Genomic DNA, 15,967 nt, shown 5'->3' on the forward strand with positions numbered 1-15,967 from the left:
TGGGAAAAACCCTGTGGGAGCGAGCTTGCTCGCGATGAGGCCAATACATTCAGCATTGATGTTGAATGAAAGTCCGCCATCGCGAGCAAGCTCGCTCCCACAGGTTCTGTGCCCTGCCTGATTAGCTGTCTGCACAAGGAAAAACCATGACTGTCATTGCTGAAGCGGCGCAAAAAGGTCCAGCCAAAGTAGAGGTCGGCACCAAACTGCGCGGTGCGCAAAAGGTTGCGCGGATTCCGGTGAAGATCATTCCCACGGATGAATTCCCGCGCAAACCCGACTGGATTCGCGTGCGCATGCCGATCTCTCCCGAGGTCGACCGCATCAAGCAACTGTTGCGCAAACACAAGCTGCACAGCGTCTGCGAAGAGGCGTCCTGCCCGAACCTGGGCGAGTGCTTCTCCGGTGGCACGGCGACCTTCATGATCATGGGAGACATCTGCACCCGTCGCTGTCCGTTCTGCGATGTCGGCCATGGCCGGCCCAAGCCACTGGACGCCAACGAGCCGATGAACCTGGCCGTGGCCATCGCCGAGCTGCGCCTGAAGTACGTGGTGATCACCTCGGTGGACCGCGACGATTTGCGCGATGGCGGCGCCCAGCACTTTGTCGATTGCCTGCGCGAGATCCGCAAGCTGTCGCCCGGCATTCAATTGGAAACCCTGGTGCCGGATTATCGCGGACGCATGGACGTGGCCCTGGCGATCACCGCCCATGAGCCGCCGGATGTGTTCAACCACAACCTGGAAACGGTACCGCGCCTGTACAAGGCCGCGCGGCCGGGTTCGGACTTCGAGTGGTCGCTGGACCTGCTGCAGAAATTCAAGCAGATGATGCCGCACATTCCGACCAAGTCCGGCCTGATGCTGGGTCTGGGCGAGACCGACGAAGAAGTCATCGAAGTCATGCAGCGCATGCGCGAGCACGATATCGACATGCTGACCCTCGGCCAGTACCTGCAACCGTCCCGCAGTCACTTGCCGGTACAGCGCTTCGTGCACCCGGACACCTTTGCCTGGTTCGCCGAAGAAGGCACGCGCATGGGCTTCAAGAACGTAACGTCCGGGCCGCTGGTGCGTTCGTCCTATCACGCCGATCAACAACTTCATGGAGGTACGGACGGTTTCAAGCCATGATGGAATGACTGGTCATGCATGGAGCCGTTCCCGATGTCGCGTTCACCCTGTCTGTTGTTGCTGTGCCTGAGCCTTGCCACGCCGTGCATGGCCGACGAGTCGAAACCCGGGCACATGGTGTATGTGCGCAGCGTCGACCCGGGCATCGCGCAGGACATCCGCTACGCCAGCGCGCACAACTTCACCGGGCACCCGCTCGACGGCTACCAGGCGGCGGAGTGCCTGCTGTCGCAGGACGCGGCGAAGGCGTTAGCCCGAGTGCAAAACTCACTGAAAGCCGAAGGCTACGGCTTGAAGGTATTCGACTGCTATCGCCCGACCCGCGCGGTGGCGGACATGGGACGCTTCGCCAGCGAACCCGGCGACCCGCTCAAGACCGAGTTCTATCCACGGGTCGACAAGCAGGACTTCTGGCGCCTGGGTTATGTGGCCCGGGTGTCCAATCACTCCCGAGGCAACACCGTCGACCTGACCCTGACCGGCCCCGACGCCCTGCCCGCCGGCACCTGGACACCTTCGGCGATACCGGCGGATTGCACCGCCCCCTACGGCGAGCGCTGGCACGACGGCGCGCTCGACATGGGCACCGGTTTCGATTGCTTCGATGAGCGGGCGCACACCGACTCGGCGCTGATCAACGCCACGGCCAAGGCCAATCGCCAGCGGCTGACCAGTGCCATGGCCAAGGAAGGCTTTGTGGGTTATTCGGCCGAGTGGTGGCACTTCACGTACAGCGGGAATCCGCCGAAGCCGGACGTCATGAACTTCCCCATCACGCCGCTCGCACCATGAACATTCTCTTCAAGACCCTGTTGGTGGCGTTTTTTCCGCTGGCCGCCATGGCCCAGGGACTCGACGGCAGTGACCAACTGATCGTGGTCACCAGTAAAGGCTGGGATGACATCCAGGGTACTGCCCAGCGCTATGAACGGCACGGGCAGACCTTGCAGAAATTCGAAGCGCCCTTTGCAGTGGTGCTCGGCAAGAATGGCATGGGCTGGGGCAAGGGCCAACTCAACCCCGGGCGACCTGAAGGGCCGATCAAAAAGGAAGGCGACGGCAAGGCGCCGGCCGGGATGTTCAGCCTGGGCACGGCGTTTGGCTACGAGCCTTCGGCCAATACCCGCCTGCCCTACCTGGCGCTGACAGCGACCATCGAATGCGTGGACGACAGCCAGTCGGCTCGCTACAACGAGCTGGTCGACAGCTCGGTCATTGCAAGAGACTGGAACAGTTCCGAACGCATGCGCCGCAGCGATGACTTGTATCGCCAGGGCATTTTCATCCGGCACAACACCCTGGCCACTCCCGCTGCCGGATCATGCATTTTCTTCCACATCTGGCGCGGACCCACGGCGCCGACCCGTGGCTGTACGGCCATGGACCCGGCGGATATCGCGCGGTTGTTCAACTGGCTGGACCCGGGAAAATTCCCGATGCTGGTGCAACTGCCCGAAGCTCAGTACGAACAGTTGCGCCAGCGCTGGGAACTTCCCGAACGCGAGTAAACGCTGAACCCTGTGGCGAGGGGGCTTGTCGGAACGCCGCATCGCCCCGTTGGGGCACGAAGTGCACCCAAAAAAGGGACTGCTACGCAGTCCAACGGGGGCAAGCCCCCTCGCCACAAAAGCCCCCTCGCCACAAATGCGGGATTTAACCCCGCTCAACCACCACGCCACTCATCGACGGCTTGGCCAGCGCGTAATAAATCACACCCGGCACCAGCAGCCCAACGATCCAGGAGATGTCCACGCCGCCCAGTTGCGCAACCATCGGCCCGGAGTAGAAATGGGTGTCGACAAAGGGCAACTGGATCAACACGCCGATCACGTACACGCTGATCCCCAGCACGTTCCAGCGACCGTAGCGACCGTTCGGGTCGGACAACGCAGGAATGTCGTAACGTTCCTTGTTGATGAAGTAGTAATCCACCAGGTTGATCGCGCTCCACGGGGTGAAGAACGTCAGCAAAAACAGGATGAAGTACTTGAACGAGTTGAGGAACGAGTACTGCCCCAGCAATGCCAGGGCGGTGGACGCCGCGACGATCAGCAGCACAAACAGCATGCGCTGGCGGGCGGTGATTTCCAGGCGACGACGAAAGCCGCTGATGATGGTGGCGATGCACATGAAACTGCCATAGGCGTTGAGGGTGGACACCGTGACCTTGCCGAACACAATGCTCAGGTACAGCAAGGACGCGATCACACCGCTACTGCCCAGGCCGACAATGGTCGCCACTTCATGACCACGGAAGTTCGCCCCGGCCAGTGCGGCGGCGAACACCCCCAGCACCATCGAAGTCTGGGCCCCCAGTACGGTGCCAAGGCCCACGGCGGCGAAGGTTTTCCACGATGAGGTCTTGCTCGGCAGGTAACGTGAGTAGTCCGCCACGTAGGGGCCGAAGGCGATCTGCCAGGATGCCGAGAGCGAAACCGCCAGCAGGAAGGTGCTCCAGCCGAAATGCCGGTTGTCGAGCAGCAGGCCGATGTCGTTGAGGGTCATCAACCGGGTGAACAGGTAGGCGAACGCGATGATGCCCAGCACGCTGGCCACCCGCCCGACCAGGTGAATCACCCGATAACCGAAGATCGTCAGGAACGCGATGCAGGCCGCGAAAATCAGGATGCCGGCGCTGTCGCTGACGCTGATCAATTGCGCAATCGCCTGCCCCGACAGCACCGCGCCGGTGGCGCTGAACCCCAGGTACATCAGGCACACCAGGACAATCGGGATCGCCGCGCCATACACCCCGAACTGCACTCGGCTGGAGATCATCTGCGGCAGCCCGAGTTTCGGCCCCTGCGCCGCGTGCAGCGCCACCACGGCACCGCCCAACACTTGCCCGATCAACAGGCCGATCAGCGACCAGAACACATCGCCGCCCAGCACCACGGCCAAGGCGCCGGTGACGATGGCGGTGATCTGCAGGTTGGCGCCGAGCCACAGGGTGAACTGGCTATAGAGACTGCCGTGTCGCTCAGCCTCGGGAATGAAATCGATCGAGCGGGTCTCGATCAGGGGACTGCGTTGCGCACTCATGAGGGTTTTTCCTTTGAGGAACTGTTTTTGTTGTCGGGGCTGAACTTAGAAGGTCTTGGTGGCACTGGCAACGACCGTGGCCGAGCACAGGTCGTCATAGCCGTACCAACTGGCACACTCGCTTTTCGACAAGTCGGTGTCGACGTAGCTCAGGCCCCAGGTGACGCCGACGAAGTCGCGGGTCAGCTTGGCTTCCCACTCGTAGTAAGACTCACGGCTATCGCCATTGGCGGACCAGAACGCGGGGTCATTCACATCGTTGCGCCCAAAGCGCAGGTCCAGGCCGACTTCGGCCGGCAAATCGATTTTGTAGCCCAGGTAGGTGTAAAGGGTGTCCTGGTCCTCGCCGAAGAAGTTCGGCGTGTCCTTGGAGTAATAGGCACCCAGCTTCACGCCGTACAGGTCGAGGACGGCGTAGACCTCGCTGAGGTTGAATTCGGAATTCTTCGGGTAGTCGTACTTGATGTAGCCCAGATCCAGGCTGATGGCATCCGTCGCCTGCCAGTAATAACCGGCGTAGTACTCAAGCTCCTGGCGGGTATCGAAGCCGCCACCGAAATCGACGTTGGAGGTCCAGGCTCCGATGTAGAGGCCGCTGCTGTGCAACAGCGTTGCGCCGCCCTGCACTGCCGGATCGCCCAAAGTTTGCGAGATGCCCCGGGTACGGTAGTCGCTGACGACGCCCAGGGTCATGTCCAGGCTGAAATCATCGTTGAGGGTCAGGGCCTGGCTGCTCAGGGGGATCAATGCCAGTGTCGCGAGGGTCAATGCTGAAAGTGCGTTCATACAATTCTCTTGTTGTTATGGCGTACGGGAATTTCAGGCATGGCGATGCCAGGCCCCTCGCGCTACGAGGGGCTGGCGGTTTTTGCGTGTGCTGGGTGTACGCAGGTCAGGACGCGGGGGCGTAGACCTGCTTGCCGGCGAAGAAGGTGTTCAGGACTTTGGTTTCGAACAGTTCGTCATCGCTGACTTTGAACACATCGCGGTCGAGGATGATCAGGTCGGCCTGCTTGCCCGGTGCCAGCGAACCGATCTGCTGATCCAGGCGCAGGGTTTTCGCCGCGTTGATGGTGTAGGCGTAGAACATGGTCTGGCGGTCGATGCTTTCCTTGGCATTGAGTACGCCCAACGGACCCTTGCGCGTGCTGGCCTGGGCAATGGCGTTGAACGGATTGGCGCTCGACACCGGCCAGTCGCTGCCACCGGCAATCGTCGCGCCGGCGTTATGCAAGGACCGCGCGGGATACTGGTAACCGTAGGCAAAGGCGCTGATGTAAGGTTTGACTAGTTCGACGGTGTAGGACTCGCCGGTGGCCCACAGCAGTTGCATCGAGGCAATCACGCCCAGTTGCTTGAAGCGCGCAAACTCCTTGGGGTTGACCAGTTGCAGGTGCGCGATGCTGTGGGGCACGGGTGTCGGGCTGAGTTTGCGCGCATACGCCACGCCATTGAGCGCTTCACGCACCGCGCGGTCGCCGACGGCATGCATGTGCACGATCCAGCCGCGTTTTTCCGCTGCCACCACCAGTTCGCCAAAGTGCGCCGGGTCGGTCAGCAGCTGACCGTCCTTGTGGCTGTTCTTGTACGGCACGACGACCGCCGCTGTTTGCCCCGGGAATTCGAGAATGCCGTCGACAAACACCTTGACGCCGGGGAACGTCAGGTTAGGCACGCCCTCGAACTGTTTCATTACCGTGGCGATCACCTCCAGGTCGGCAGGTTTGCTCTTCGGATTGGTGACCATCAGCGCGGCGACGTGGGCACTGAGTTCGCCGTTCTGCGCCAGTTCCTTGTACAGCGGCAGCACGCCGACACTTTCGGCGGTGGCATGGAAATCGAACAGCGAATCTTCACTGCCGCCGTTCGCCGCCGCGTCCATCCAGGCGGTGACGCCGAATTGATTGTTGATCTTCACCGCCTCGCGAGCGGCCTTGAGCATGGCTTCCGGGCTGGGCGCCGGAATCCCGTTACGCACCACGTCCCAGCGGGATTCGGCAAAGTAGCCGTTAGGGGTGAAGTCCGCTTCATGGCCGATGTAACCGCGTTCCTTTTCCGGCAGGCTCTTGACCAGCGCCGTGTCGATGTCCAGGCGCTTGAGCATCGCGTTGTTGGCCCAACCGGTGTGCCCGTCGATGCCACTGAAGACAATCGGTTGATCCGCCCAGCGTCCCTGGTTGAACACCTTGCCCAGTTCACGGCTTTTCTCCCAGTAAGCCGAACTGACCCCGGCCACGCTGATCACATCACCGGCGCGTGCGCGTCCAGCCTTGTCTTCCTCGATCAACCATTGCTCCAGTTCCGGCAAGGGTTTGACCTCGTCCAGCAGGTTGGCTTTCATGCTGTCGAAAGCGCCCACCACCGGGTGGCTGTGGGTGTCGATCATGCCCGGCATCAACACTTTGCCCGCCAAGTCGATGCGCTGGGTCTTGGCATCGGCCAGGGCATTGATTTCGGCATCGCTGCCCACTTTCAGAACCTTGCCGTCTTGCACCGCAACAGCCTGCACCAGCGCCTGGCCGGGTTCGGCGGTAAAGACCTTGCCGTTGAACAACACCAGGTCAGCGGCGGCCATCGCCTGCACCGACGACAAGGCCAGCGCGGCGGCCAACAGGTTTGGAATAAATCGCATCGGAACGCTCTCTAGTTTTTATTGGACGGATCGAGAAGTGACAACTTGGGAAACAACCTGTGGCGCCAGTCCCAGGAACGGCGCCTTGGCCCACACGACCTTGCCGCCAACCAACGTCAGCAGCACGTCATTGCGGCCCAGTTCCTCCTCGGGCACCTGCATGAAGTTCTTGTCGAGCACGATCAGGTCAGCGAACTTGCCGACTTCGACCGAGCCCAGCACCGCGTCCAGCTTCAGCTGTTCGGCGGAACTGAGGGTGATGCTGCGCAGCACCTCGGCTCGCGACAGCGCCGGATCGGCGTTGAGTCGCCCGGCATATTTGGGGCCATAGCTGTGCGGATTGCTCGGGTCGCCGGAACGGGTGACACCGACTTTCAGCGCCAGGAACTCATCCAGCGGATCGACCGGCCAATCGCTGCCAAAGGCCACACGGCCGCCGGCATGGGCGATGCTGCCCGAGGGTTCCATGCGCGCAAATCGCGCGGCACCGAGGTGATCGCTGGTACCGTCGACCGTGGACGGGGCCTGCTGCGCCCACTGGAACGACATGGTGGCCGTGACGTCCAGAGCCTTGAAACGTGCGTAATCGGCAGGGTCGACTGACTCGGCGTGAGCGATGGCCGGGCGGAAGTCTTGACCGGGCAGTTCCTTGCGCACGTAGGCGACGCTGTCCAGTGCATCGCGCACCGCACGCTCGCCGGTGGCGTGCAGGTGCGGATCGAGACCGGCCTTGACCGCTTGCAGCACCAGCGGATTGAGCACCTGCGGCGGGAAGTACAGCTCGCCCAGGTTCTTGCCCGGCGTCCACTGCGGCGCCTTGTCGGTGCCGCTGTTGTGCAGGTACGGGGTCAACATGGCGCCGGTGTCCGCCGGGGCATTGATGATGCCGTCCAAGAACAGTTTGACGTGGCGCATGCTCACGCCCGGCGCGACCTTCACGTCGCCCTGGTCGTAGGTGCTGGCCAGGGCCTTGGCCTCGGCGATGGTTTTCACCGGGTTGGCGGCCGCGGCGGCCGGGTCCAGCTTGATCGCCAGCAAGGCCCGGGCGGTCAGTTCGCCGGACTTTTGCAGACTGGTGAAGGCCTTGCCGTTTTCCGGCCCCGCCAGCGCATCGAAGAAACTGGTGATGCCTTGCTGGCGCATGGCGTCGAGGGCCGCTCGCATCTGATTGAGTTTTTCCGCGTCGGTCGCCGGCGGCACCACGGCGGCCAACGATTCGGCGGCGCCGTCTTCACAAATACCGTTCGGGTTGCCGGCGCTGTCGCGTCGGTATTTGCCGTCCTCGGGGTCGGCGGTGTTCTTGTTGATCCCGGCCAGTTCCAGGCCGCGGGAGTTGGTCAGCACGGTGTGGAAATCGGTGGAGCGCACCTGGATCGGACGCTGGGTCTTGAGCGCGTCCAGGGTCGATTTGTCGGCGTCGCCGTCGAGCCCGGTCATGCCCATGCGGTCCCAGCTGCCCACTTCCAGCCAGACGTCCGGGCCCTTGTCCTTGTCGGCATCGAGGCAGGCCTGGATGCTCGCCTGAAACTGCGCGCGGGTCATGGTCTGGTATTTCAGGTCGCACAAGGTCATGGCGCGACCACCATCCCCGGGGTGCATGTGTGCATCGACGAAGCCCGGCATCAGCATGCGTCCGGCCAGGTCGATCAGTTGTGTCTGCTTGCCGATGTAGCCGTCGACCCCGGCATCGCTGCCGACGTAGACGATCTTGCCACCCGAAATGGCGATGGCCTGCTGCACGGAATTCTGGCCATCGACGGTGTAGACGTAGCCATTGCGCATGACCGTGTCGGCGGGCGTCGCGCCCAATGCCATGCAGGAAAACGCCGTTGTCGATGCAACGGCGATGAACAACCTGGAAAGTCTCAAATGCCTCACCCCTGTTCTTATTGTTTTGAAGCGGCCCGAAGCGACTGCGCAAGCCCTTGTATAGACAGGGCCTACCCTATAGGGCGCGGCGCGCGAATGGACCTCTGCAAATGAGGAGGGGTAAGGCAAATAATTGAAACGGCGGGGATCAGTCCCGGCGCACGGACTCCGTCAGCGCACCCGGTGAACGCAGGACGGAGCCCAGTTCCACCTTGCTTTTCACACCGAGCTGCAAGTAGCAATTGCGCAGGTAGGTGCGCACGGTCGCGGGGCTCAGGGCGAGCATCCTGGCGATTTCCTTGTAGGAGTGGCCCGCGGCGAACAGCATCGCCGCCGTGCGCTCCCGAGGTGCCAGGCCGTCCCCGCCCGAGGGTGCTTCCAGGGACAGGATGACGTGTTCGGCGTTGGGGCTCAGGGTCAGGGCGCAGCGGCCCAGACGGATCACGCAGGGGGCTTTGGACAATTGCGCGATTACCTCCGGTGGCAGCGTGGAACCGCTCCAGCCGGGCAGTTCGCGCTGGATGGCGACGCACAACCTGGCCCCCACATAGAGCAGACTGCCGTCCATGCGCGCGACGCCAAAATCACTCGCGCCGTTTTCGCTGTCGAAGCGAATCATGTCCTGCACCTGAAACCGCCACAGCTGGAACAGGTGATCGCAGAACGCCAAAAACAGCTCGGCTTCGTTCTCCTCGAACGCCTGTTCATCCTGACCACGGTAGAGACAGACGAAAAACATCAGGCCGCTTTCGGGCAATTCGTAGGTGATGCTCATCAAGTGATAGAGGTCGAAGCGCCGGGCGAAATCATTGACCGCCTCGCAAGGGTCGTTGAAACCCGTGTCGCACACCACCTCACCAGGACGATTGAGCGTGGCGTAGGAGAACTGATCGTTGGCCGCCACCGGATGCCATTCGGCGGCAAAGGATTCAGGAAGATTGATGCTGCCATGCATCCAGCTTTGCATGGGCACCTCAGGACCTGGTGCAGACATTTCGCCCCACCAGGCAGATGCGAAGGGCACCAGCTGACCGAATGCCTGCAGGCCATCGGCGATGAACCGCGACGCCCCGCTCTCCCGCGCCAGCCGGCCCAGGTGCAATACGCAATGATTGAACGCCTTCAGCGTGGCCAACGCCCCGTCGTCGCCGACCTTGTTCCCCTCCTCCATCATGGCGATCCCGTTCACTGCATGGTCTGTTGCCGGGACGATGCCATAGCGCCGGGAATGGCGTCCAGTTCGCCGTGACATCAGCAGTTACAACAACCGCTCAGCCGTACAACTGCGGCCGCCGGTCCCGATGCAGGTCATTGCGCGCACTGATGCGCTTGTTGCGCGCCTCGGCGAGGTTCAGCGTGGCCAGCAACATCTGCTCGCCACCCTGCTCCGCCGGCCCGGCCAACGGGTAGCCGTCGGCATCGACGATGACCGAGCCCTGGACCCAACCGACTCCACGCTCATGGCCATAGCGATCACAGGCGGCGATGAACATGCGGTTGACCGAGGCATTGGCCTGCACCCGCAGCACTTCGGCCGGGCGCTCGGTTTGCGGCCGCGGACCGTCGGGCCAGTTGACCGGCGCGCACAACAGATCGGCCCCGGCCAACGCCGGAAGACGCACCCACTCGGGGAACTCCAGGTCGTAGCAAATCAGCATGCCGAGCCGTCCATGCAGCGTTTCGACCACCGGCGGTGGCGCATCGCCGGCCGTGAAGATGTCCTTCTCGGCATCCCACAGATGCGCCTTGCGGTACACCGCGCGCAGGCCGTTGGCGTCGATCATCGCCGCGCTGTTGGCCAATTCATCAGCGGGCAGGCGCTCGCAGAAGCCGCCGACGATCACCAGGTTCAACTCACGGGCCAGGGCCTGCCACAGTTGCAAGGTCGGACCATCAACGGTTTCCGCCAGGCCCAGCGCCTCAAAGCGGTCGGCAAACAGATAGCCGCTCTGCACCAGTTCGGGCAGCACGACGACTTGCGCGCCCTGAAAGGCTGCCTGGCGAATCGCGCGTTCGGTGAGCGTGCGGTTGTAGGCCAGGTCGCCTATTTTCGGTGCCAGTTGGCAGCAGGCGACCACTGTGTTTTTAGCGTTGTTCAACGCACTGTCTCCGCAGATGAATGGGTCATGGCGACGATGTCGCTTTCGCTCAGCGCGTCGATCACCCGGCGTTCGGCGGCCAGATCAATCGAGCGACTGAGCAGGTAGTAGATCAGCCCCGACACCACAAGACCCACCAGCCAGGCGATGTCCACGCCTTCAAGCATCCGCGCCATCGGACCAACGAACACTTCCTTGTTGGCCGCTGCGTTGAAGATGTAGAAGAACGGCACCATCGCGGCGAAGCCGATCAGGTACGAAACGATGCCGCGAAATTGCCAGGCGCCGTAGATGCCTTTTGGCGTGAAGAAATGCGGGATCGCATAACGGCCCTTGCGCACGAAGAAGTAGTCCACCAGGTTGACGGCGGTCCACGGCACGAGGAAGTACAGCAGCAACACCAGGAAGGTGTTCAGCAGAGCGATGCCGTCACCTTTGATCAACAGCACGCAGGTCAACAGGATGACGCTGATCACACTGATCGACAGCACACGGGCGCGGGGTGTCGGGGTGATTTTTTTGATCGAGTCGACGCCGGTCAGCAGCGTCAGCATGGCGCTGTAGGTGTTGAGCGCGATGATCGGCAGGAAGCCCGCCACCGAAACGATCACCAGCAGATTGCCCAGCCCCGGAATCATCGACGAGCCGACCTGATTCAACGCCACCAGCGCATCCGCCGCTTTCAATTGCTGCGCCAGCCAGGCACCGAGGCCGATCATCCAGCTGCCCGACAACGAGGCGCCGATGAACACCGCCGCAATCAGTTTCGTCCGGCTGGTGTTTTTCGGCAGGTAACGGGAATAGTCGGACACGTAGGGCGCATAGGAAATGTTGTAGCTGGCACCGATGGCGAACAACGTGGCGAAGGCCACCCAGTTGAAGCCCAGGTCGGTTGCCGGGGTGACGCCTTCGGAACCTGCGCCGAACATCAGGGCGATGGTCACCAGTGCGTAAAGCGGCAACGTCGCCAGCAAGGCCCACTTGAAGGCCTTGTGCATCAGGTCGTGGCCGTAGATCGACAACAGCGCGCCGATCAGCACCACGGCCACGGCGACGATGGTCGGGTCGATGCCGAACACATGTTCAAGGCCGTTCATGATCAGCGAGATGTTCACCACGTTGAAACCCACGAACACAAACATCGTCGCCATCAACGCCAGGATCACCCCGCGATAACCGAACTGCGCACGGGACTGGATCATCTGCGGCAGGCCCATTTCCGGGCCCTGGGAGCCGTGGAACGCCATGAAAATGGTGCCGAACATGATGCCCAGGGCACCGGCGAGCATGGTCCACAGCGCCGACAAGCCGAGACTCGGGCCGACAAAGCCGATGGAGATGGTGAAGAAGTGGAAATTGCCGAGGAACCAGAATGGACCCTGGCTGCTGAGTTTGGCGTGACGTTCGTTTTCCGGAATGTAATCGATGGAGTGGCCTTCGATGGCCAACCCGCCGCCCGCCTCGGTGGCGTGCGCAGACACTGGGGAACCTGACATACGATTGTTCCTATGCTGTTGTTTGTTGTTTTTGTGGGTACAGCGCTCGCTACGACGTCCAGATCAGGTGAAAATCCATAAAAAGCTGACGATGACGCTGGTTTCACGGCAATGTAGGGCGTGAGTTCTGGCAGTAAAATATCGCAGGCACACTGTTCACATAGATCGGTATCTATGTAAGCGAGAATCGGGAGCCCCCATGCTGGGAACTGTAACGGAGCTGGATCTGCGTCTGATCCGGGTATTTCTGACCGTCGTCGAAGCGGGCGGCATCTCGGCGGCACAAACCGCTCTCAACACCACGCAACCCACGATCAGCGCGCAACTGGCAACGCTGGAAGCGCGGGTCGGTTTCCGCCTGTGCGAACGCGGACGTGGCGGGTTTTCGGTAACGCCCAAAGGTACTCAATTCATCGAGGCAGCCCGGCGCTTGCTGGCGGCGGCCGAGGGCTTCCGGGTGGAAGTGCAGCACATCAACCGCAAAGTCTCGGGCAGTATCAACATCGGTTTGCTAGGGCAAATCGACCCGGTGGCGAACAGGAAAATCGGCCAGGCCATTGCCCGTTTGCGGGCGCGGCACGAGGGGCTGTACTTCCACTTCACCGAGCTGTCGTCGTCGCTGCTGGAAGAAAAAATCATCAATGGCCATATCGACCTGGCCATCGGTTACTTCTGGCACCGCTTGCCCAGCATCGATTATTTCCCGCTGTTCCCGGAAACCCAGATTGCCTACTGCGCGCCCTCGCATCCACTGTTCGAGCAGGTTGGCGCGCTGACCCGGGAAGATGTCAGCGGGTTTGACTGGGTCTGGCCGAGCCATCCGTTGCCGGAAATGCCGGCCCCCACCTCCATCGAACGCCTGACCGTGCTCACCGACAGCATGGACGGCGCGGCCCTGCTGATTCTGTCCGGCCAGCACCTGGGGTTTCTGCCGCAGCACTACGCGACCCGGCATGAACAGCTGGGGCAGTTGCACCCGCTGAACCCGGATCTGCTGCGCTATGAGGTGAGCTTTCATGCGGCGGTGCGGCATTCGGCGCGGCAGCGGGATCTGGTGAGTGCGTTCCTGAACGAGCTGATCGAGATTTTCGGAGCGGTGTAGGTCCTGTGGGAGCGGTGGGTCAGTCAACCCGATGCTGGCTGTAATGACGCCATCGCGAGCAAGCTCGCTCCCACGGGGTTAGTGGGTATACGCAAAATTCGGGAGCGACCGAAATCACTGTGGGAGCGAGCTTGCTCGCGATAGCGGTGGTTCAGCCGACATCAATGCTGGCTGTAATGACGTCATCGCGAGCAAGCTCGCTCCCACAGGGGAAATGCGGTGGTTTCAGAAGTGGATATCCTTGGCCGGAACCACGTCGATCCGCGCCACGGAACCGGTCAGGTGCGCCAGGTCCTTGTTGTGCTCGGAAATGATGTCTTCGGCGGTCAGGTTGCCGTTGTCGACGGTGGAATGTGCGTCTGCCGCCAACACCACGTCGTAGCCCAGCTTCAGGGCCTGGCGCACGGTGGCGTTGACGCAATAGTCGGTCTGCAGGCCGCAGATGACCAGGCGTTCGAAGTCCTGTACCGGCACCAACTGTTGCAGGTTGGTCTGATAGAACGAATCCCCGGTGGTCTTGCGCACGCGGTGGTCCTTTGGCGAGGTTTGCAGCCCTTCCGCCAGTTGCCAGCCGGCAGCGTCATGCGCCAGCGGACTGCCCGCTTCTTCATGCTGGATCAGCACCACCGGAACGCCGGCCTTGCGCGCCCGGGCAGACAGGTCATTGATGGTGTTGATGACCCGTCCAATCTCGAAGCACTCGTACTCCCCGGAACACAAAGCCTGTTGGACATCGATGATTAACAACGCAGTGGTCATGATTTCCTTCCTTGATATGTCGAGGGATCAGGGGACGAACATAAGCCCGTCCCCCTCCGGACACAACCCTCAATAACCCAGCGACAACCCGGTGTTACGCCGTGGGTCGTTCGCCCCGTAGAAACGGTTGTTGCCTACCGGTTTGCCACCCAGGGATGGCGCACCGACCAGGATCGCCGCCAGGTGGTTGGCATCCTGGGGACCGGCGAACTTGTGGCCCCAGCTCTCGAGGATTTTCACCGTGTCCGGGCTGGTGGTGAAGGCTTCCAGGTTGGTTTCCTCCGGCAGCCACTGCTGGTGGAAACGCGGTGCATCCACCGCCTCCTGGATGTTCATGCCGTAGTCGATCACGTTGAGCATGGTCAGCAATGTCGCGGTGATGATGCGGCTGCCGCCCGGAGTGCCGACCACCATCACCACTTTGCCGTCCTTGGTGACGATGGTCGGGCTCATGGACGACAGCGGCGCCTTGCCGGGCGCGATGGCGTTGGCCTCGCCCTGCACCAGGCCGTACATGTTCGGTACGCCGATCTTCGAGGTGAAGTCGTCCATTTCATCGTTGAGGATGACCCCGGTCTTGCTCGCCATCACGCCGGCTCCGAACCAGTCGTTGAGGGTGTAGGTCACCGACACTGCGTTGCCCCACTTGTCGACGATGGAGTAATGGGTGGTGTTGCTGCCTTCATGGGGCGCTACGCCGGGCTTGAGTTCACTGGATACCGCGGCTTTTTGTGGTTTGATCGCCTCGCGCAGCTTGGTCGCGTAGTTTTTATCCAGCAGATGGGCAATCGGGTTCTTCACGAAATCCGGGTCGCCCAGGTAGCTGTTGCGGTCCACATAGGCGTGGCGCATCGCCTCGATCTGATAGTGCATGCCCTGGGCCGAGTGGTAGCCCAGTTCCTTCATCGGGTAGCCTTCGAGGATGTTCATGATCTCGCAGATCACCACGCCGCCGGAGCTCGGTGGCGGTGCGGAAACCACGTGGTAGCCACGGTAGTCGCACTCGATGGGCGCCAGTTCACGGGTCTTGTATTTGTCGAGGTCGGCCTGGGTGATGATGCCCTTGTTGGCCTGGCTGGAGGTGACGATGGCATCGGCCACCCAGCCTTTATAGAAACCGTCGGCGCCTTTGTCGGAGATCTCCCGCAAGGTCTTGCTCAGGTCCTTTTGCACCAGTTTCTGGCCGACCTGCATCGGCTCGCCGTTGCTCAAGAAGATCGAGCCGGAATCCTTGATGTCCTTCTTGAACATGTCGGTGGCGTAGTCCAGCAGATCGACATCCCCCTGCTCCAGCACGAAACCGTCTTCGGCCAGCTTGATGGCCGGGGCGATGATTTCCTTGCGCGGCTTGGTGCCGTACTTGGACAGCGCCAGTTCCATGCCCGAAACGGTGCCCGGCACGCCCACGGCGAGGTGGCCACGGGTACTCAGATCGGGGACGACGTTGCCCTCCTTGTCCAGGTACATGTTGGCGGTTGCGGCCAGCGGCGCTTTTTCACGGAAGTCGAGGAAGGTCTTGCGCCCGTCCGCCAGTTGAATGGTCATGAAACCACCGCCGCCGAGGTTGCCTGCCGCGGGGTACACCACTGCCAGCGCATAGCCGACCGCGACCGCCGCATCCACGGCATTGCCGCCGTTCTTGAGCACATCCACGCCCACATGGCTGGCCAGGTGCTGGGCCGTGACCACCATGCCGTTTTCCCCGGTAGCCGGGGCCACGGAGGCGGCGTGAGCAGTCAGGCAGCTGAGCGCCAATGAGGTCGCAATCAGCGATTTGGCAAAAGGTTCGTACTTCATGAGTCAGTCTCTTCTTGTTATTAAACAGGGGGAAC

General features: G+C 61.9%; 13 protein-coding genes. 4 read left to right on the top strand and 9 right to left on the bottom strand.

The annotated features are described in order from the left end of the window. The first annotated feature begins 146 nt into the window (after positions 1-146). Genes lipA through AC1RS8_RS16850 form a run of 3 tightly spaced genes read left to right on the top strand, consistent with a single transcriptional unit; the run spans position 147 to position 2,644 of the window. Positions 147-1,136, top strand: a complete 990-nt coding sequence (lipA, locus tag AC1RS8_RS16840) for a lipoyl synthase (RefSeq protein WP_489338820.1) — start codon at positions 147-149, stop codon at positions 1,134-1,136. A gap of 33 nt (positions 1,137-1,169) precedes the next feature. Further along, complete coding sequence (locus AC1RS8_RS16845) at positions 1,170-1,928, top strand: M15 family metallopeptidase (protein WP_489338821.1); 759 nt, start codon at positions 1,170-1,172, stop codon at positions 1,926-1,928. Further along, positions 1,925-2,644 carry a L,D-transpeptidase family protein gene (locus AC1RS8_RS16850; RefSeq protein ID WP_489338822.1) on the top strand — a complete coding sequence of 240 codons (720 nt, stop codon included), beginning with the start codon at positions 1,925-1,927 and terminating at the stop codon, positions 2,642-2,644. The genes AC1RS8_RS16845 and AC1RS8_RS16850 overlap by 4 nt, the downstream gene beginning before the upstream one ends. A 145-nt stretch (positions 2,645-2,789) precedes the next feature. On the opposite strand, the gene AC1RS8_RS16855 is transcribed toward AC1RS8_RS16850, so the two are convergent. From AC1RS8_RS16855 to AC1RS8_RS16885, 7 genes are all read right to left on the bottom strand, one after another. Further along, complete coding sequence (locus AC1RS8_RS16855) at positions 2,790-4,178, bottom strand: purine-cytosine permease family protein (RefSeq protein WP_150814729.1); 1,389 nt, start codon at positions 4,176-4,178, stop codon at positions 2,790-2,792. 45 nt (positions 4,179-4,223) lie between these two features. Then, on the bottom strand, positions 4,224-4,964 hold the full coding sequence (locus tag AC1RS8_RS16860; protein WP_489338823.1) for a TorF family putative porin: 741 nt from the start codon (positions 4,962-4,964) through the stop codon (positions 4,224-4,226). A gap of 106 nt (positions 4,965-5,070) precedes the next feature. Continuing rightward, on the bottom strand, positions 5,071-6,810 hold the full coding sequence (locus tag AC1RS8_RS16865) for an amidohydrolase (RefSeq protein WP_489338824.1): 1,740 nt from the start codon (positions 6,808-6,810) through the stop codon (positions 5,071-5,073). An 18-nt stretch (positions 6,811-6,828) separates the two neighbouring features. Next, entirely contained in the window at positions 6,829-8,625 is a 1,797-nt protein-coding gene (locus AC1RS8_RS16870) for an amidohydrolase (protein WP_489340634.1), read from the bottom strand. A 202-nt stretch (positions 8,626-8,827) separates the two neighbouring features. After that, positions 8,828-9,850: a helix-turn-helix transcriptional regulator gene (locus tag AC1RS8_RS16875; protein WP_090456574.1), complete on the bottom strand. Its 1,023-nt coding sequence runs from the start codon at positions 9,848-9,850 to the stop codon at positions 8,828-8,830. Between the two features lie 100 nt (positions 9,851-9,950). After that, positions 9,951-10,778, bottom strand: coding sequence for a nitrilase family protein (locus tag AC1RS8_RS16880; protein ID WP_489338825.1), 828 nt, complete (start codon positions 10,776-10,778; stop codon positions 9,951-9,953). Next, a complete protein-coding gene (locus AC1RS8_RS16885; RefSeq protein ID WP_489338826.1) occupies positions 10,775-12,274 on the bottom strand; it encodes a purine-cytosine permease family protein in 1,500 nt (499 codons plus the stop codon). Before AC1RS8_RS16885 ends, AC1RS8_RS16880 begins: the two co-directional genes overlap by 4 nt. A 199-nt stretch (positions 12,275-12,473) precedes the next feature. Between AC1RS8_RS16885 and AC1RS8_RS16890 the strand changes: the two genes are divergently transcribed. Then, positions 12,474-13,376 carry a LysR family transcriptional regulator gene (locus AC1RS8_RS16890; protein ID WP_218496235.1) on the top strand — a complete coding sequence of 301 codons (903 nt, stop codon included), beginning with the start codon at positions 12,474-12,476 and terminating at the stop codon, positions 13,374-13,376. A 225-nt stretch (positions 13,377-13,601) separates the two neighbouring features. On the opposite strand, the gene AC1RS8_RS16895 is transcribed toward AC1RS8_RS16890, so the two are convergent. Together AC1RS8_RS16895 and ggt are read right to left on the bottom strand one after the other, a co-directional pair. Next, positions 13,602-14,135, bottom strand: coding sequence for a cysteine hydrolase family protein (locus AC1RS8_RS16895; protein WP_057714191.1), 534 nt, complete (start codon positions 14,133-14,135; stop codon positions 13,602-13,604). Positions 14,136-14,204: 69 nt separating this feature from the next. Further along, positions 14,205-15,932 (bottom strand): gamma-glutamyltransferase, encoded by a 1,728-nt coding sequence (gene ggt, locus AC1RS8_RS16900; RefSeq protein ID WP_154947854.1) that lies wholly within the window; start codon positions 15,930-15,932, stop codon positions 14,205-14,207. Positions 15,933-15,967 lie beyond the last annotated feature (35 nt).

The organism is Pseudomonas sp. GW821-FHT12A04 (assembly GCF_058807755.1).